Here is an 18,279-nt window from a genome sequence, read left to right on the forward strand (position 1 = left end):
CGAGCAACTGAAAGGAGCGTGGCAATCTCATAAAGCAAGATTCCAGAGATTGCTTTGTCAAAACTTACAGTTTTTCCTCGCAATGACGATGTCAACTTTTTTAGGCATATCTACTTTGCAGCTCTTTTACGGTCGTTAGGGTCAAGTAGAGCTTTACGTAAACGAATAGATTTCGGTGTGACTTCAACTCGCTCGTCATCTTGTATATAGCTGATTGCCTGCTCTAACGTTAAAAGCATTGGCGGAGTTAGCCTTATGGCTTCGTCTTTACCTGTTGCTCTAACGTTGCTCAGTTGTTTCGCTTTTAGTGGGTTTACCTCTAAATCATTATCACGATTATGTTCGCCGATAATCATGCCTCTATATACTTTGTCACTAGGGTTTATAAACATTTTTCCCCTTTCTTCTAGATTCCATAGAGCATATGCGACTGCTGCCCCGTCACCGTTAGAGATAAGCACACCGTTACGTCTTCCCTCGATATTTCCTTTATAATCAGCATATCCATGGAAAATACGATTCATAATTCCTGTGCCTCGTGTTTCGGTTAAAAACTGGCTGTGATAGCCGATTAACCCTCTAGACGGTCCGATAAACGTAACACGGCTTTTACCGCCGCCTGACGGCCTCATATCAGTCATTTCGGCTTTTCTCAGTGCTAAAGATTTTACGACTACTCCAACATAATCATCATCAACGTCAACTTGGATTTCTTCCATCGGTTCTTGCTTATTACCTTTCTCATCAGTTTGGAATAATACTTCGGGTCTGCTAATAGATAGCTCAAATCCTTCACGACGCATAGTTTCAATTAAGATACCAAGTTGTAACTCACCACGCCCTGCAACTTGGAAAGCATTTTTCTCGGCAGCTTCAGTAACTTTTAAGGCAACGTTACTTTCAAGCTCACGCATTAACCTAGCTCCAATTAAGCTCGACGTAACTTTTGTCCCTTCGCTTCCTGCAAGCGGTGAGTCATTAACGCTAAAAGTCATGGATAAAGTCGGCGGATCGATAGGTAGAGACGGTACGGCCTCGGTTACCTCAGGGGAGCAGATAGTATCGGCAACGTTGGCGTTTTCAACGCCTGCTACGGCAATAATATCGCCGGCTGTAGCATCATTTATAGCGATTCGCTCTAAGCCTCTAAAGGCTAATATTTTAGTGATACGTCCGGTTTCAAGTACTTTATTCTCACGATTTAATACTTTTACGTTTTGGTTAATTTTGACAGTGCCGCTTTGTACACGACCTGTTAAAACCCTACCGAAGAAAGAGTTATATTCTCTAGTAGTAACAAGCATAGAAAACGGTGCTTTGTCATCGGCTAAGGGTTTTGGTACATGCTGTACTATAAGGTCGAAAAGCGGTGCTAAATCATCTGCTAAATTGTCTAAAGGATTAATTTTATCATCAAAGGTTAAAGATGCTCTACCTGCTCTACCTGATGCATAAACTATAGGGAAGTCAAGCTGATCGTTGTTTGCTTCAAGTGCCACAAATAGCTCAAATACTTCATCGATAACTTCTTTAATTCTTTGGTCATCTCTATCGATTTTATTAATAACGACAATAGGTTTTAAGCCGAGATTTAACGCTTTAGAAAGCACGAATTTTGTTTGCGGCATTGGTCCTTCCGATGCATCGACAAGTAGCACTACACCGTCAACCATGCTAAGGATGCGTTCTACTTCACCGCCAAAATCGGCGTGTCCTGGCGTATCAACTATATTGATACGGATATCGTTCCACATAAGAGCAGTGCATTTGGCAAGTATCGTGATTCCACGCTCACGCTCAAGATCGTTAGAGTCCATAGCACGCTCAGCAACTGCTTGGTTAGCTCTAAATGTTCCGCTTTGTTTAAGCATGTTATCAACAAGCGTAGTTTTTCCATGATCAACGTGGGCAATAATTGCTATATTACGAATAGATGTCATCTTTAAAAATTCTCACAAGTTTACAATAGTTTTTCGTATTATACACTAAAATACCAAAAATTGGAATATAAGTTCTTGAAAAAGAAATTGATTTAACTGTAGAATAAAAATTACTAAGAATTTTTAAACTTTAAAATAAGAGAAATTAATGAACGATAATACAGTTTTATTTATATTTGATTGTGACGATACTTTAGTTGGACATTCGCATAATTATATCGGAGAGAGGTTAGGAGGTTTAATAGCACGTAATATACAACATCGCTTTTTTAGCTCCTATGAAGAACGAGAGCAAGAAAAAGTTAGGCTTGAGCAAAAATTTTCTATAGAGCTGATGGAGAAATTCCTAGATAATGAAAATTTAGGTTGGAAAATGAAGAGCAAATAGCACGCCTTTTTAAGAATATTATATTATCCGGTCATAAAATAGCTATAGCATCATTTAATGATTATCCTCATGCTGTAAAATATGCATTAGCAAGGTTACTAGGAAAGGAAGATGCAGCAAAAATTTATATAAAATCAGCTTTACCTTCTAATAATTTTGAAGAAAGACAAAATTGTACTAAAAAAGAATATATAAGAGAAATAATTAATAATACCGAAATAACTGTCAATGCTGCAAAAGATTATGGTATTACAGTAGTTTTGGTTAAGAACAAAGGAACAGAGCATATTCATGAAGCTTTTTTTTATATGAATTTAATGAAATGAACAGCATAAAATTTATGTTGAGCTAGAAGAACCGGCTACTGAACCTTTGCTTAGTGATGGAGAGAGTACCTATTTAAGTCCTGAAGCAATAAAAGCTATTTCGTTTGAACCTATTTCTAGTGATTATTATTCGGATGGCGAATATATACCATGGGGAGGCGGGAATGTGCCAATGTTAGGTAAAGGTTGAGTTTTTAATTATAGACAAATTGCTTGATATTATTTATTCTTAGATTAATAAGGGTGTTGCTTCAGTGTCATTCCCACGTAGGCGGGAATCCAGCCATCTTGAATGTCATCCCGCGACTTGATCGCGGAATTTCAGGATACTGCCTGTGATACAAGATCCCGTGGTCAAGCCACGGGATGACAATTCTAGCCGATACCGTTTAACCTAAAAGGATCAAAGGATGATATACCGAATATTATGTTTATGCATATTCATAATAAATTTCTCAACGATTACGGAGGCACAAAATGTGCCAATTAAAGAAGATAATTTTAAAGTTAGAGTAGCTGTTGCTGATGTACAATCTATATTGGAAGGTTCGATCGCTATAAAAGATTTGCGTAATAAAATCGAAAAGCTTAATCATAAAATTCAAGAGAATATTGCTGCAAAAGAAGCAGAATTTAAACCGTTGGAAGAGAAGCTGCTAAATGAGCGTTCTCATTTAAGTGAAACTGAATTTGAGCATAAAGTAAACGAATTTAATGCAAAAGTTAGCCATGTTAGAAAAGAAATTCAGATTAAGAAAACAAAGCTTGAACAAGCCCACGCTGAGGCTATGAGTAGAGTCCATGAAACAACTATTACAATAATTAGTGAACTTGCCGAGAAATATAACCTTAATTTGGTAATTCCAAGTGCTCAAGTCTTATATGCCAAAAATAATTTGAATATAACTTCCGAAGTGACTTTTATGTTGAATGAGAGATTAAAAGAAGTAACGATAAACTATTGATAGTGTTTTATGGATTTTTGTGTGTCATTCCCGCGTAGGTGGTAATCCAGAAAAATAACTTCAATATTGATACAGAAGTTACATATTTGATAAAATAAATCTATAAAAACTAGTTTTTATAGATTTTACTGGATTCCCGCCTACGCGGGAATGATATAAACAAGAGAGTATTTAATATGGCAGAATTTACACCGATTACAATTGCATACGGGGACGGTATAGGTCCTGAAATAATGGAGGCAGTGCTTTATATATTACGTAAAGCCGAGGCTCGTATTCGTTTAGAAACCATTGAAGTAGGTGAAAAGCTTTACAAGAAGCATTATACTTCAGGCATAAGCGAGGAAAGCTGGGAATCAATACAACGCACTGGTATTATACTTAAAGCCCCGATTACTACTCCGCAAGGTGGAGGATATAAAAGTTTAAATGTCACGATTCGTAAAACATTACAGCTTTTTGCTAATATTCGTCCTGCCGTTTCGCTTCATCCTTTTACTAGAACATTACATCCAAATTTGAACCTAACTATTATACGTGAGAATGAGGAAGATTTATACGCAGGTATAGAATACCGTCAAACGCATAATATGTATGAGTCAATGAAGTTGATAAGTCATACAGGATGTGAGAAGATTATTAGATATGCTTTTGAATATGCAGTAAAAAATAACCGTAAAAAAGTCATGTGTTTAAGCAAAGATAATATTATGAAATTTTCCGATGGGGTTTTGCATAAAGTATTTAATGAGATTGCAAAAGAATACCCGCAAATTAATAACGCGCATTATATTATCGATATCGGGACGGCAAGGCTTGCTACCAAACCGGAAATATTTGATGTTATCGTAACTTCTAATTTATACGGTGATATCATATCTGACGTAGCTGCTGAAATTTCAGGCTCGGTAGGTCTTGCAGGTTCTGCAAATATTGGGCAGCATTATGCGATGTTTGAAGCGGTACATGGAAGTGCTCCCGATATTGCCGGTAAAGATATCGCAAATCCTTCAGGGCTTTTAAATGCTGCAATAATGATGCTAGTACATATAGGGCAGGGTGATATCGCTACATTAATCGAAAATGCTTGGAAAAAAACTATAGAGGATGGCGTTCATACAGCCGATATATATAACGAGCAGAGTTCTAGTAAAAAAGTCGGTACAAAAGAATTTGCCGAAGAAGTAACGAAAAGATTAGGACAGTTACCGACAAAGCTACCTAAAGCAGATTATCCCTTAATTGCTGAGAAGCAAGAAAGCAATATAGATTATAAAATTGATACTAAAGAAGTTAAGAAATTGGTTGGTACGGATATATTTGTGAATATGAATGTATCTTCCGCTCATGATATAGCAGATAAAATTAATAAACTTGATCTTGGTAATTTTGAGTTAAAAACAATCTCGTCAAAAGGATTAAAGCTGTGGCCTCGTGATACAAGGTTTGAAACTGTTTCCGATCATTGGTGTTGTCGTTTTATGAATAAAGATGGCACAGAAATAAAGCATTTAGATATAACAAGATTGCTTGAAGCTTTAAGCACAGCAAATATCGATTTTATCAAAGTAGAGAATCTGTTTGAATTTGACGGGGTTGCAGGTTATAGCTTGGCTCAAGGTGAGTAAAAACGTCATTGCGAGTGAACTTTAGTTCGTGAGGCAATCTCAGGACTTGTGCATGAGATTGCTTCGTCAATTATTTCATAATTTCCTCGCAATGATGAAAAAAGGATAAACACAATGACACTATACTATATAGGAATTTTATTAGTAATTATTGGATTATTTGCTATATTTTCAGGAATAATCGGTTTTTTTAGATTTCCTGATTTTTATACTAAATTACATGCAGCAAGTGTTATTGAGAGTTTCGGCGTGCCTATTTGCTTAATAGGTTTTGCGTGCATTGCAGCAGATATTGTGAACTCTGTTAAATTAATTTTAGCGGCTTTATTGATTTTTATACTAAATCCGGTAGCAACTCATGCACTTGGTAAAGCATCTTTATTTATGAAAATTAGAGCTGATAGTACCGTCATTGCGAGGAAAATTACGAAGTAATTGACGAAGCAATCTCAGGATGCTTGATAAGATTGCCACGTCGAAATTACGTTTCTCCTCGCAATGACGTTAAATTTTAATAACCATATGACAGTAAAGACAGCTTTAAATTTTGATCTCGGCAATTACCTACTTAACTTAATTGCTTTTTTATTGATCTTAATCTCGATAAAAATAATTTTTGCTAAAGATTTACTAAATGCAGTGATTGCTGCTTCTGTATTTAGCTTATTAATTGGTGTATCCTATCTTATTATGGATGCTCCTGATGTCGCAATGACCGAGGCAGCACTTGGAGCTTGCTTATCAACATGCGTATATTTGAATTTGTTGCGTAAATTACCTTCGGATTTAAAGAATATTGAGAGAACTAATATTATTCCAGCAAGTTTAATATGTTTATTGTTTGTAGTAACTCTTGCTTATATGGGGCTAGAATTACCGAATTACGGTGATGATAATGCTCCTATTCATATGCATTCAAGTAAATATTATATCGAAAATACCTCTAGAGATATAGGTGTACCTTCTTTTGTTGCGGCTATTCTTGCAAGTTATCGTGGATATGATACTTTAGGTGAAACTAGCGTAATTTTAATTGCAGGAATTGCCGTGCTGTTGATATTTTCAAGAAAGTCCGATGATGCCATACCGCGACTTGATCTCGGTATCTCAGGACACAGCAGGCGATACAAGATCCCGTGGTCAAGCCACGGGATGACAAATCCAATAATAAAATATATTACTAGTTTTATAATACCTTATATAATTTTATATAGTATATATATTCAGCTTAACGGTGAGTCTTCGCCGGGTGGTGGGTTTCAAGCAGGTGTTATATTTGCATCTAGCCTTATTGCTTATGATTTAGTTTACGGTAATCGAAAATTAAGCCGATATTTTCCTCCTAACGTGCTAGTTTGTATTGCGGTTTTAGGTGTAGCAATATATGCAATTGTAGGAACAATATCACTCTTTTTTAACGATAATTATTTAAATTATTATGCACTAACAAATTTTATCAATGATAAGCTACTTGCTCAGCATATTGCGATAGTTATTGTTGAAATTGGTATAGGTTTAACTGTTGCAGCTATTATGTACTTAATTTACAACGTATTTAATAATTATGAATAGTCTATTTGTACTAATTAAGCGTGAATTGATAGTGCAGAATCGCATTAATAATATAATTAAATATCTAGTTATATTTTTTTTATTTTGCATAATTAGTACTGTTTTAATTAACAGTGAAAGGGATATTAACAAATTCGGTTTAATTTTTTCGGTCATTTGTTTATTAATTTCATTAATCGGTTTTTCTTCGGTTATATTTAAATCTGATTTGGAAGACGGAAGCTTAGAGTTATTATTATCAATTGTTAGTCATGAAAAAATTATATTGGCTAAATTTTTTGCTATATTTATCAGTAGTACGATAGGGCTGGTTTTTGTTTTACCCATTATTTATGTCTTGTTTGATAAAACTTTGCTTGAGATAATATTTTTCTTTAGTAGTGTATGGATGATATTAGTGTTATCAAGTAGTTTAGTAGTGTTATCCGGTAGCGTGCAATGTTATTTTAAGAAGAATGCTAACTTTGTCGGTACGTTTATCATGCCGTTATTAATTCCGAATATTATAATGACAGGTTTAATATTACAAGATAATAACTTACAATTAATTTTTATTATGATAGGAATTAATTTAGTATTTTTACCGATTTCATTCTTCTTGAGTTCCTGTTTAATTAAAAATATTTATAATATTACGTGATTTTGCTTTATTTTTACTAATGTAGTGATATAAAATAAGATGAATATTATTAATAAATTTTTTGAGCAAAATATATGTGGCAGGCTTTACGAAGGTTAATGGCAGCAAATCCTATGGGATTTTTTCTGTGGTCTATTATCACTAAATGGTATTTAATTATAGCAGTTGCTTCCTTAATTACTTTATATTATACAGTATTGGGCTTAAAAAAAATTGGGTTTATAGATTATTTTACTGAAACTACAGTCGAGATATTAGATACAACTAAAGCAGTTGCTCAAAATTGTACTACAAAACTCGGTCCTAATTGGAATCATTTAGTTAGTTTTTGGAATTGCTTAAGTGATCCTGGCGAATATAAGCATGAAGAAGGGACAGGAGCAAAAGTGTTAGAAGATGAAATCAATAAACTTACGCCACAACAAGCAGATAGTGCTGCAGACGCTGAACGTCCTATAATAAATCCTTATGAAGCACTAGAAAATCCAAATAATCTTAATCATACCCCAAGCGGTAGTAATAATAATCGTTAATTTATGTCACTTTAATATTATATGTCGGATACTGAAGATAATAAAAACAAACAAACAACACGTCGTGATTTTATGGTTCTAACGGCTAGTAGTGTTGCAGCAATTGGGGCAGTATGTACTCTTTGGCCTCTCGTTGATTCTTTGAACCCTTCTGCGGACGTGCTAGCTTTATCATCAATTGAGGTTGATTTATCAAATATTGCGGTAGGTCAAACAGTTACGGTTAAATGGCAAGGTAAACCGGTTTTTATCACTAACCGTACGCCTGACAAAATAGCTGAAGCAAGAGCCGTTAAAATGTCAGAGCTGATTGATCCTGAAGCAGATCAAGCACGTGTGAAAGCAGGGCATGATAATTGGCTGGTGACGATTGGGATCTGCACGCATTTAGGTTGTGTACCGCTTGCTAATCAAGGTGAATATGATGGATGGTTCTGTCCATGCCATGGTTCACAATATGATTCTTCAGGTAGAGTTAGAAGAGGTCCTGCTCCTTTAAATTTAGCTGTGCCGCCTTACACTTTTATTAGCGACAAAAAAATTAGAATCGGGTAATTATTTATGAATGAAGATATTACCCCTAAAAAGCCTAATGCTATTATAGAATGGATAGATTATCGTCTTCCTATTTTTGCGTTCCTAAAGCATTTTAGTCATTATCAAACTCCGAAAAATCTTAACTATTTGTGGAATTTAGGCTCTATTGCCGGTATTGCGTTAGTGATTCAGATAATCACCGGCGTCATACTTGCTATGCACTATACTCCGCATGTTGATCATGCTTTCGATAGTGTTGAGCGAATCATGCGTAACGTGAATTACGGTTGGTTACTGCGTTATACTCATGCGGTAGGTGCATCGATGTTTTTTGCTGCCGTATACTTACACATAGCAAGAGGTTTGTATTACGGCTCTTATAAAGCACCTAGAGAACTGCTTTGGCATATCGGTATCATCATTTTTCTAACCATGATGGCTACTGCTTTCATGGGTTACGTGCTTCCTTGGGGGCAGATGAGCTACTGGGGAGCAACGGTTATTACTAATTTATTTTCCGCTATTCCGTTAATAGGGGAATTCATAGTTACGTGGTTATGGGGTGGTTTTTCTGTTGATAACCCGACATTAAATAGGTTCTTCTCACTGCATTATTTATTGCCGTTTATTATTGTTGCTTTAGTGATGCTGCATTTAGTGGCCTTGCATCAGCATGGTTCAAATAACCCAAAAGGTATAGATGTTAAAAGCCCTAAAGATACTATTCCGTTCCACCCTTATTATACCGTAAAGGATTTTGTCGGTTTCGGAGTTTATTTCATAATATTTGCCTATTTTATTTTTTACGAACCTAATTATTTAGGACATCCCGATAATTACATTCCAGCAAATCCGTTAGTTACGCCTGCCCACATTGTCCCTGAATGGTATTTTCTGCCGTTTTATGCAATACTTAGAGCCATGCCGTCTAAGCTCGGTGGGGTGCTATTAATGTTCGGAAGTATATTTGTGTTATTTTTACTACCTTGGCTTGATACTTCAAAAGTTAGAAGTAGCAATTATAGACCGATATACCGAATGGCTTTTTGGATATTTATGGCAGATTGTTTATTGCTTGGTTATTTAGGTGGGCAGCCGGCAGAAGAGCCGTATATTACCATTAGCCGTTTTGCTGCTTGTTATTACTTTTTTCATGTCTTAGTAGCTCTGCCGCTGATAGGTAAATATGAAAAACCGCTGCCATTGCCGGAGGAGTTGTAAGAGTTAAGTCATTGCGAAGAGATGTCATTGCGAGGAAATTGCATAGCAATTGACGAAGCAATCTCAGGAGTTTGTTATTATTTCATGAGATTGCCGTGCAGCCTATGGCTGCTCGCAATGACGTTTTTTGTATTATACAAATTTATGAAGTAACCAATAGTATATTATAGTAACTAATAAGAAAAATGGTATACTCTATACTGGTGTTACTTTTAATTTAATAAAAAGAATATATCAACACAAAAATGATACAATTAAGGAGTTTAGTAAAAATTGCTATTTTATGAGATTCGTCAACTATGAATTCAGCAATAAATAGAGAAAAACAAATTAAAGCCGGTTTAAGAAACAAAAAAATTAAATTAATAGAATAAATTGGAAGGAAAGACAAAATCTCAACACAACAATCTTATAAAATAATATATAAACTCCTGAGATTGCTTCGTCAACATTTTCAATTTTTCCTTGCAATGACGACTCAAAAAAATTTATGAAAACTAAACTACTTATCTCTATCATCATACTACTAACTTCGTGCTTAAGTTTAGCCAACGAAGAAGTATTACATCCAAAAAAGATGAAATGGTCGTTTGACGGCGTATTTGGTACAGTTAATCGTGAAGCAGCACAAAGAGGTTTTCAGGTCTATAAAGAAGTTTGTAGTGTCTGCCACGGTTTAAACAATTTATATTACCGTAATCTTAAAGATATCGGCTTTTCGGATGACGAGATAAAAGAGATTGCCAAAGGCTATACGATACAAGACGGACCTAATGATGATGGTGAGATGTTTGACCGCCCCGCTCTTCTCTCTGATCGTTTTGTACCTCCTTACCCTAATGAGCAAGCAGCAAGAGCAGCTAATAACGGTGCCCATCCTCCTGATTTATCGTTGATAATAAAAGCACGTCATGACGGAGCTAATTATATATATTCGCTACTTACCGGCTATACTGAACCGCCGGCAGATTTTAAGTTGATGCAGGGAACTCATTATAATCCCTATTTCCCTGGCGAGCAAATAGCAATGCCGCCGCCGCTTACAGACGGGCAGGTAACCTATATGGACGGTACTAACGCAAGTGTAGAGCAGATGTCGCAAGACATTGTGGTATTTCTACAATGGGTAGCTGAGCCGGAAATGGAACATCGTAAATCTATGGGTCTTAAAGTTATGATGTTTTTAGCGGTATTTACTATCTTTTTCTATATTGCAAAAAACCGCATTTGGTCTAATTTAAAGTAATTGTTGAGTGGAGCAGTTTTCCTATTATTGGCGTTGTTGCATGGATCATTAAACATGTTCAATGTCATTTCTGCGAAAGCAGGAATCTAGTTTTTTAATCTAATTATATACTAAATTTTTATATAGTTTGCTGTGTTTTTATCATTTTTTACTGGATTCCTGCTTTCGCAGAAATGACATAAATAATCAGTCCATGCTGCCCCTTTGTGCCTCTTTCTTAGTATAATGACTTATCTTTGCTATACTTATCCTAAAATTACTTGTGGCGATAACAGGATTTATGAGTTCAATAATTCCTGAAATTTTGAAAATATATAAAGATATTAACGACAAAAAACACGAGATAAATATTTTAGACCGTCAAATTGCTAATAACAAAAACTTAATCAGTCTAAAACTTTTACAGAGCTTACCATATCACAAGAAATGGCGGAGTAATATTCTCTTTACTCCACTTATAAATCAGGTGTTAGTTGGGTTGATGCTTTAAATGGCTCGGTAAGACCCGTGCTTGCCTATAGCTTTTTTGCAATGTATGGAGGAGTTAAATATGTTCAATATAAATCATTAAAAAGTTCTGCTCTGCTAGTTGAATATCTAGATATATTATGGAGCATAGAAGATCAAACTATTTTTGCGGAGATTATTAGTTTTTATTTTGGGCAGCGTACTTTCAGCAAATTATGGAAATATAAGACTTGAATTTTAAATAGATAATTTTATATATTTAAGTATATAACTAACAAAATTAATGGTGGTTTTATGTTAAAGAGCGTAAGATTATATATTCCGTCTATAGCAGTTATGATTTTATCTAGTAATATTGCAATAGCTAATAAGAATTATGATGCCGGTAATGCAACGCCACTGCGTCAGGTAGCAGATTTAATAGATAATCAAATTACAAATATTGATAATTTATTTAAAAATAGATTGTCGCTTTATGAATCTAATAGCATAAAAAGCAATTTTATTACTAAAGATAAGCAGTATATTATTGTTATGGAAGTACCTGGCTTTGATAAAAGTCAAATTAAGGTTAAAGTAAACGGTAATAAATTATTTATTACAGGGAATATAGAAGAAAAAAATAAAGCTGATTATTCAGATAATTATATGAATAAAAATTTTAATTATGTAATATCATTATATGAAGATGTAGATCAGGCAAATATCTCTTCAAGCCTTAAGAATGGAATACTTACTATTATTCTACCTCGTATTGAGATTAAAGAACAAGAAGCAAGAGAGATAGTCATTGATTAATCAAGCATTGCTAATTTTTCTGAAACAAAACCTTTCTCTATATATAGTTAGGTAGTTTTATTAGCTCATGCTTTAGTTCATTATCTACTCCTATGGTTTCAAATTTTCGATCGACTAAGAAAATTATAGGTTTAGTGTTATGAATAAAGAAGAAGTCAAAATTCGGTTTGTTATCAAAATATCGATTAACACGAGGAAAATGATAAGCATGAGTAACAATAGCAATTTCGGCATTACTTAAGTCAATATTACCGTTTTCATGCTCTTTATATAGAGTGTTAAATTGTCCGCGCCGATATTGGTTTGGTATTCCGGCAGCGTAAAAATATAAAAATTTTCTTTTGGATAATCGGTAATAATATTTTTATCAAGCGCTTCTTGTAGTAATTTATTATCATACGCTCCGCCGTTAAACAAAATCATCGGTCCGTATTTTTGCAATGCTTCATATGTTAGGCTAGATATTTGCTTATCAAGTTTTTTATTTGCTACTTCTCTTGCAATCTCTATCTATGCCAAGCCTCATCCTATTATATCCGTCCTCTTTATCTGCAGCCTCTATATTTTGAGTATCGGAATTGATAGGTATTGTGATATAAGAATATCTGGCGGATTTTTTCATTAGTAGGATCAAACTCTAGATTATTTACGGTTATTACCTGCTCAAAATGTTTATCTTGAGTAAATTTTTGATAACTCTGAAATCCTAGAACCGAGGCTATAGCTATAATAAATATAGAAATAGCAGTAGTAAAGTTTTTCTAGTTTTTCATGTTGCGATAAAAATAATAAGGTTGAAATATGAAAGGTCATACCATGGTCAAGCCTTGGTATCAAGAAAAATAACTTTTAGTAATTTATTCGCTTTTTAGCTTTGCTAGATCTTGAGGGGTAGGCAGGAATTTTTCAAGCTTTTTAGGTAATGTTGCTGTAAGCTTAAATTGTGATACTCCTATTGGTTTTTTGGATGCCTTCTATAGCGTATTCTACAGTAATACCTTGTTTTTCTTCGCACAAAATTAATCCAATTGTAGGATTGTCCGAATTATCTTTAATTGTGCGCTCCATTAAATTAAGATAAAAATTTAGTTTACCGGCATATTCCGGCTTAAACTTGCCGGTTTTTAATTCAATAACAACATACATAGCATTTGAGTTTTATGTGATAAAAAACTAAATCCAAATAATAATCTTCTCCCTCAAGTTCTATATGATACTGATTGCCAACAAATGCAAAACCTTGTCCTAACTCTAATAAAAAGTTTTTAATATTATCTATCAATTGATTTTCTAAATCTCGTTCTATTATTTTACCTTGAATATCTAAAAAGTCTAAGTTATACGGTTCTTTTATAATCGACCTGGCTAAATCGGACTGTAGCTCAGGTAAAGTATTGGAAAAGTTATTTATACCTTTTTTTCGCTGACCTTTCATGTAAATTACTTTTAATTTGCCAAGATAATACATTTCTTGACCAACCATTTTCGATGGTTTGTTGTGCATACCAAATTCTTTGATTTATATTGTTTAGTTTTGACAAAATAATAATATTATGACTCCATGGGATTTCTCCAACCGCCTGTTGGAGAATTTGGTCATTATTATATTCTGCAAAAAACTGACGCATATAAGAAAGGTTTTGATATGATAATCCTTTCATTTTAGGAAATTCTTTACGCAAATCATCAGAAATATTTTGAATCACTTTTGATCCCCATTTTTCTTTATTCTGACGTTCTAAAATTAAGTTTCCTATATGCCAATAAAGAACTATCAATTCTTTATTTGCTGCTAAATGGGCTCTAATACGAGCTTTGCTAATTTCTTGTTTTAAATTTTTAATTAAATTAGTATATGATTCATTACTTAAAGTATTGCTCATTGATTTTCACTACTTCTTACCACCCACATTCATAGCAAGGTGTGCGGAAACAAATTCTTCAAGGTCACCGTCAAGCACTCCTTTAGTATCGGAAGTTTCATAATCGGTACGTAAATCTTTTACCATGTGATAAGGTTGCAAAACATATGATCTAATTTGATGTCCCCAGCTATTATCGGTTTTAGCGGCATTCTGCTCGTTAACGCTATCGGTACGTTTTTGCATTTCAAGCTCATAGAGTTTGGCTTGAAGCATTTTCATAGCTTGAGCTTTATTTTTATGCTGCGATCTATCGCTTTGGCATTGTGTTACCGTACCGGTCGGTATATGAGTGATACGTACAGCTGAATCGGTAGTATTAACGTGCTGCCCGCCGGCTCCCGATGCTCTAAAAGTATCGATTCTTAAATCTTTATCCTCAATAGTAATTGCTATATTATCATCAATTTCGGGATATACCCAGCTACTTGCAAAGCTAGTCATTCTTTTACCGGCTGCATTAAACGGAGAAATACGCACTAATCTGTGAACGCCAGTTTCGGTCTTAAACCAGCCGTAAGCACGCTTTCCTATTATCCTAATCGTGCATGATTTAATGCCTGCCTCTTCGCCGTTAATCATATTGATTATTTCGGTTTTAAAGCCGAGTCTTTCGGCAAAACGCAAATACATACGCATCATAATAGACGCCCAGTCATGGCTTTCAGTTCCCCCGGCTCCAGCATTAATCTCTAAAAAGCAATTATTACCGTCTGCTTCACCTGAAAACAAACATTCCGTTTCAAATTTGGCAGCAATGATGCTTAAATTTTTTAAGTCCTGTTCAATTTGTGAAAGTGTTTCTAAATCGTTTTCGGCTTCAGCCATTTCTTCAAGTTCTAAAGCATCTTTTAAATTGGATTTGAGTTTATTAAAAGCGTTTAGTTTTTCTTCTAGATTACTTTTTTCTCGCAGTAATTTTTGAGCATTAGCCTGATCATTCCATAAACTAGGATCGGCTGTTAACTCTTCTAACGCGTTCAGTCTTTCAGTTGATGCTTCAACGTCAAAGTGACCTCCAAAGTAGTTCTAAAGACTGCTCAATTTTTTTTACATAATTTTCTATTTCAGCTCGCATTATTTTTTCCTGTTATAAATTTCGATTTTGTTATATATTATCGTGGTTTAGTGTCATTCTGCGACTTGATCGCGGGATAACAGACAATAAACAAATGCAAATTATATCACAATAATTATGAATCATCAAAAATATATAAGGAACTTCTCAATAATCGCCCATATTGATCACGGTAAATCTACGTTAGCCGATAGGTTAATTGAACATTGCGGTGGCTTGCAGGCTAGGGAAATGAGCCAGCAAGTGCTAGATTCGATGGATATTGAAAAAGAGAGAGGTATAACTATTAAGGCACAAACCGTGCGGCTTGTATATAAAGCTAAAGACGGTAACAACTACTATTTGAATCTAATGGACACTCCCGGGCATGTCGATTTTGCTTATGAAGTTAGTAGGTCACTTGCTGCTTGTGAAGGCTCGTTATTGGTAGTTGATAGTACGCAAGGAGTAGAAGCACAAACGCTTGCCAATGTTTACCAAGCAATCGAGAATGATCATGAGATTGTACTGGTGCTTAACAAGCTTGACCTACCGGCGTCAGAACCTGAACAGGTTAAGCAGCAAATAGAGGATATAATCGGAATCGATACAAGTGAGGCTGTGCTAATCTCTGCTAAAAGCGGTATAGGGATTGATTTAGTTTTAGAGGCTATAGTAAATAAATTACCTCCGCCAAAAGAAAGTAGTTCTGATATTTTGAAAGCTTTGCTTGTTGATAGTTGGTATGACCCATATCTTGGCGTGGTTATTTTAGTACGTGTTATTGATGGCTACTTACGTAAGAATATGCGTATTAAAATGATGGCTACTAACTCAGTTTATACCGTTGAGAATGTTGGCTATTTTACTCCGAAAAAACATATTTCGGATGTTCTGCATGCAGGCGAAATCGGCTTTTTTACTGCGGCTATAAAGCAAGTAGCGGATTGTAAAGTTGGGGATACTATCACTGATGAAAAAAAGCCTTGTGAGCAAGCTCTACCGGGTTTTAAACCAAACTTACCCGTAGTGTTTTGTGGTCTTTATCCAACGGATAGCTCGGAATTTGAGCATCTAAAGGATTCACTGGCTAAATTACGCCTTAATGATGCTAGTTTTGAGTATGAAATGGAAAGCTCTTCGGCACTCGGAGTAGGTTTTAGATGCGGCTTTTTAGGGCTGTTACATTTAGAGATAATCCAAGAACGTTTAAGTAGGGAATTCGATTTAGATTTAATCACTACCGCTCCAAGCGTGGTGTATAAAATTCATATGCGGGACGGTGAGAACTTAGAGATACATAACCCAGCAGATTTGCCTGATTTACAAAAAATCGAATCAATGGAAGAGCCTTGGATTAAGGCAACTATAATGGTACCTGATGAGTTTTTAGGTGCGGTACTATCGCTTTGTACGGAAAAGAGAGGGATGCAGCTTGATCATAGCTATATAGCAAATAGGGCTAAAATAATTTATAAATTACCGCTAAATGAGATAGTTTACGATTTCTACGATCGTTTAAAAAGCTGTTCTAAAGGTTATGCAAGTTTTGAATGGCAAATGGATGTTTATGAACCTTCCGAACTTGTTAAGCTTGGGATTTTGGTTAACGCAGAGGTGGTTGATGCACTATCCACAATCGTACACCGCTCACGTGCCGAGCAAAGGGGGAGGGCATTATGCGTAAGGTTAAAGGATTTAATACCGAGACAGCAGATTGATATAGCAATTCAAGCAAGTATAGGTAGTCGTATTATCGCTCGTGAGACTATTAAAGCCCTACGTAAAGATGTTTTATCTAAATGTTACGGCGGTGATATAAGTCGTAAACGTAAATTACTTGAGAAACAAAAAGCAGGTAAAAAGAGAATGAGACAGTACGGTAATATCGAAATTCCGCAATCTGCGTTTATTGCAGCTTTAAAAATAGGTGATGAATAAAACTTTTTTATTTTATATAAAGAAAACGCTAGACGTTATAATAAAGATTTGTTATAAGGAAGTATCTGAATCTTCCAGATGCTTCTAATGTTCCTCGGTAGCTTAGTGGTAGAGCAAACGGCTGTTAACCGTTCGGTCGCTGGTTCGAGTCCGGCCCGGGGAGCCATTCCTCAATTTTTGACAACTTTACGAATGAATCAAACGGCGAATGCAGCATAAAGTCAAGCTTTTTGCCTGTTAATTTAATTGAAAACACAGTTTTTATTAGGTGTCTTTTTCCCTCAGCATTCGACAAAACAAAATATTGATGTGCATTGGCAACTAAATTTAGTACATCTATCATTTTGTCGGTAAAACAATCATCACCTTTATTATGCTCTGCTATCTCTAACATTACTTTATCACGACGTGTTGTTAATTTATATTTATCTTCTTCGTATTCTTCATTTGTAAATATACCTTCTAAAAGTTTACTTCTAAGCTTATCAAGGCTATTTTTTACACTGATAAGCTCTTTATTTCATTCTGTTATTCTTGTGTTATAATAATCTTTTTCATATTTTGCCGATTCTTTAACACTTTTAATTATTTTGCTCAATAAATCAGGTTCAATATACATTGATGCAAAAACTTTTTCTATTTGTTCTATAATTCTTTAGTAACAATAGGCTTGTAAATATGAGGGTAGTATTTGTTGCCTTTTTTATAATGTATTACTCCGTGATAAAAAGTATTATTGAATATTTTATGTCGGGCAATGGGGAGTATTAGATGTGTTAGTTAACCCTTATGCACTTGGTACAAGCGACAGTATAAGAATAAGATTTATGCAGGATATCGATATTGCCATAAGACATCCTGAATCTTTTGCCGTTGCTAGGAAATGATCAACTAGCTTTTCTTGCTGCTTCCATAGTACGAATACGCTTTTAATATGAGGCCATTCATTACGTTAGGCTAATTTTAAATCATATCTTGTTTGTAAATTAATCCATAACTGGGCTGAAGTGTGAAAATATTTACCTAATCTCAGTGCCATATCAGTCGTAAGAGTTCGTTTGCCATGCACTAGCAACGCCAAGTAAGAAATCATCGCC

23 protein-coding genes, 1 tRNA gene and 2 pseudogenes are annotated in these 18,279 nt (G+C 34.9%); 18 read left to right on the top strand and 8 right to left on the bottom strand.

Features of this window, described 5'->3' with window-relative positions; genetic code table 11:
* Window positions 1-110: 110 nt before the first annotated feature.
* Complete coding sequence (gene typA / locus RC_RS01775; RefSeq protein WP_010977004.1) at window positions 111-1,940, bottom strand: translational GTPase TypA; 1,830 nt, start codon at window positions 1,938-1,940, stop codon at window positions 111-113.
* A gap of 148 nt (window positions 1,941-2,088) precedes the next feature.
* Between typA and RC_RS01780 the strand changes: the two genes are divergently transcribed.
* From RC_RS01780 to RC_RS01840, 16 genes are all read left to right on the top strand, one after another.
* Window positions 2,089-2,328: a hypothetical protein gene (locus RC_RS01780; protein WP_010977005.1), complete on the top strand. Its 240-nt coding sequence runs from the start codon at window positions 2,089-2,091 to the stop codon at window positions 2,326-2,328.
* A complete protein-coding gene (locus RC_RS01785) occupies window positions 2,307-2,654 on the top strand; it encodes a hypothetical protein (protein WP_010977006.1) in 348 nt (115 codons plus the stop codon). Before RC_RS01780 ends, RC_RS01785 begins: the two co-directional genes overlap by 22 nt.
* Window positions 2,655-2,700: 46 nt before the next feature.
* Entirely contained in the window at window positions 2,701-2,844 is a 144-nt protein-coding gene (locus tag RC_RS09570; protein WP_014410497.1) for a hypothetical protein, read from the top strand.
* A gap of 220 nt (window positions 2,845-3,064) precedes the next feature.
* On the top strand, window positions 3,065-3,619 hold the full coding sequence (locus RC_RS01790) for an OmpH family outer membrane protein (RefSeq protein WP_010977007.1): 555 nt from the start codon (window positions 3,065-3,067) through the stop codon (window positions 3,617-3,619).
* Between the two features lie 176 nt (window positions 3,620-3,795).
* Window positions 3,796-5,247, top strand: a complete 1,452-nt coding sequence (locus tag RC_RS01795; RefSeq protein ID WP_010977008.1) for an NADP-dependent isocitrate dehydrogenase — start codon at window positions 3,796-3,798, stop codon at window positions 5,245-5,247.
* Window positions 5,248-5,361: 114 nt separating this feature from the next.
* Window positions 5,362-5,682 carry a Na+/H+ antiporter subunit G gene (locus tag RC_RS01800; protein WP_010977009.1) on the top strand — a complete coding sequence of 107 codons (321 nt, stop codon included), beginning with the start codon at window positions 5,362-5,364 and terminating at the stop codon, window positions 5,680-5,682.
* Between the two features lie 63 nt (window positions 5,683-5,745).
* Window positions 5,746-6,819 carry a DUF4040 domain-containing protein gene (locus tag RC_RS01805; RefSeq protein ID WP_010977010.1) on the top strand — a complete coding sequence of 358 codons (1,074 nt, stop codon included), beginning with the start codon at window positions 5,746-5,748 and terminating at the stop codon, window positions 6,817-6,819.
* Window positions 6,812-7,459, top strand: a complete 648-nt coding sequence (locus RC_RS01810) for a heme exporter protein CcmB (RefSeq protein ID WP_010977011.1) — start codon at window positions 6,812-6,814, stop codon at window positions 7,457-7,459. The genes RC_RS01805 and RC_RS01810 overlap by 8 nt, the downstream gene beginning before the upstream one ends.
* 74 nt (window positions 7,460-7,533) lie before the next feature.
* Window positions 7,534-7,992, top strand: coding sequence for a DUF2670 domain-containing protein (locus tag RC_RS01815; RefSeq protein ID WP_010977012.1), 459 nt, complete (start codon window positions 7,534-7,536; stop codon window positions 7,990-7,992).
* 21 nt (window positions 7,993-8,013) lie between these two features.
* Window positions 8,014-8,547 carry a ubiquinol-cytochrome c reductase iron-sulfur subunit gene (petA, locus tag RC_RS01820; protein ID WP_010977013.1) on the top strand — a complete coding sequence of 178 codons (534 nt, stop codon included), beginning with the start codon at window positions 8,014-8,016 and terminating at the stop codon, window positions 8,545-8,547.
* Between the two features lie 6 nt (window positions 8,548-8,553).
* Window positions 8,554-9,750 (top strand): cytochrome b, encoded by a 1,197-nt coding sequence (locus RC_RS01825; RefSeq protein WP_010977014.1) that lies wholly within the window; start codon window positions 8,554-8,556, stop codon window positions 9,748-9,750.
* A 190-nt stretch (window positions 9,751-9,940) separates the two neighbouring features.
* Window positions 9,941-10,069 (top strand): hypothetical protein, encoded by a 129-nt coding sequence (locus RC_RS07275; RefSeq protein WP_233417462.1) that lies wholly within the window; start codon window positions 9,941-9,943, stop codon window positions 10,067-10,069.
* Between the two features lie 171 nt (window positions 10,070-10,240).
* Window positions 10,241-10,996, top strand: a complete 756-nt coding sequence (locus RC_RS01830) for a cytochrome c1 (protein WP_010977015.1) — start codon at window positions 10,241-10,243, stop codon at window positions 10,994-10,996.
* Between the two features lie 280 nt (window positions 10,997-11,276).
* Window positions 11,277-11,486, top strand: a complete 210-nt coding sequence (locus RC_RS01835; RefSeq protein ID WP_231282979.1) for a hypothetical protein — start codon at window positions 11,277-11,279, stop codon at window positions 11,484-11,486.
* Between the two features lie 17 nt (window positions 11,487-11,503).
* Entirely contained in the window at window positions 11,504-11,698 is a 195-nt protein-coding gene (locus RC_RS08855; RefSeq protein WP_010977017.1) for a hypothetical protein, read from the top strand.
* Window positions 11,699-11,758: 60 nt separating this feature from the next.
* Entirely contained in the window at window positions 11,759-12,262 is a 504-nt protein-coding gene (locus tag RC_RS01840; RefSeq protein ID WP_010977018.1) for an Hsp20/alpha crystallin family protein, read from the top strand.
* Window positions 12,263-12,499: 237 nt separating this feature from the next.
* Here the strand turns inward: RC_RS01840 and RC_RS01845 are convergent, their stop codons facing one another.
* The 6 genes and pseudogenes from RC_RS01845 to prfB all read right to left on the bottom strand — a co-directional run bounded on the left by RC_RS01845 (window position 12,500) and on the right by prfB (window position 15,262).
* The gene (locus tag RC_RS01845) at window positions 12,500-12,685 is read right to left on the bottom strand and encodes a hypothetical protein (protein WP_016830687.1); all 186 of its coding nucleotides are present in this window, start codon (window positions 12,683-12,685) and stop codon (window positions 12,500-12,502) included.
* 58 nt (window positions 12,686-12,743) lie between these two features.
* Window positions 12,744-12,884: a hypothetical protein gene (locus RC_RS09575; protein WP_164490343.1), complete on the bottom strand. Its 141-nt coding sequence runs from the start codon at window positions 12,882-12,884 to the stop codon at window positions 12,744-12,746.
* 235 nt (window positions 12,885-13,119) lie between these two features.
* Window positions 13,120-13,445: pseudogene (locus RC_RS10975) on the bottom strand (PDDEXK nuclease domain-containing protein).
* Between the two features lie 15 nt (window positions 13,446-13,460).
* Window positions 13,461-13,766 (bottom strand): annotated as a pseudogene (locus RC_RS10125) (PDDEXK nuclease domain-containing protein); the annotation flags it as partial.
* Window positions 13,666-14,145 carry a DUF1016 N-terminal domain-containing protein gene (locus RC_RS10130; protein WP_010977022.1) on the bottom strand — a complete coding sequence of 160 codons (480 nt, stop codon included), beginning with the start codon at window positions 14,143-14,145 and terminating at the stop codon, window positions 13,666-13,668. The gene RC_RS10130 and the pseudogene RC_RS10125, both read right to left, overlap by 101 nt.
* A gap of 9 nt (window positions 14,146-14,154) precedes the next feature.
* A protein-coding gene (prfB, locus tag RC_RS01865) for a peptide chain release factor 2 (protein ID WP_010977023.1) occupies window positions 14,155-15,262 on the bottom strand; the annotation gives its coding sequence in 2 pieces (ribosomal slippage) (window positions 14,155-15,192 and window positions 15,194-15,262; 1,107 coding nt in all).
* Between the two features lie 117 nt (window positions 15,263-15,379).
* Here prfB and lepA point away from each other — a divergent pair.
* Window positions 15,380-17,182 carry a translation elongation factor 4 gene (gene lepA / locus RC_RS01870; protein ID WP_010977024.1) on the top strand — a complete coding sequence of 601 codons (1,803 nt, stop codon included), beginning with the start codon at window positions 15,380-15,382 and terminating at the stop codon, window positions 17,180-17,182.
* A gap of 91 nt (window positions 17,183-17,273) precedes the next feature.
* Window positions 17,274-17,348, top strand: a tRNA-Asn gene (locus RC_RS01875).
* 786 nt (window positions 17,349-18,134) lie between these two features.
* Here the strand turns inward: RC_RS01875 and RC_RS11170 are convergent.
* The gene (locus tag RC_RS11170; protein ID WP_071597787.1) at window positions 18,135-18,275 is read right to left on the bottom strand and encodes a HigA family addiction module antitoxin; all 141 of its coding nucleotides are present in this window, start codon (window positions 18,273-18,275) and stop codon (window positions 18,135-18,137) included.
* Window positions 18,276-18,279: the final 4 nt, after the last annotated feature.

Source organism: Rickettsia conorii str. Malish 7, from assembly GCF_000007025.1.
In the GTDB taxonomy this organism is placed as follows: domain Bacteria; phylum Pseudomonadota; class Alphaproteobacteria; order Rickettsiales; family Rickettsiaceae; genus Rickettsia; species Rickettsia rickettsii.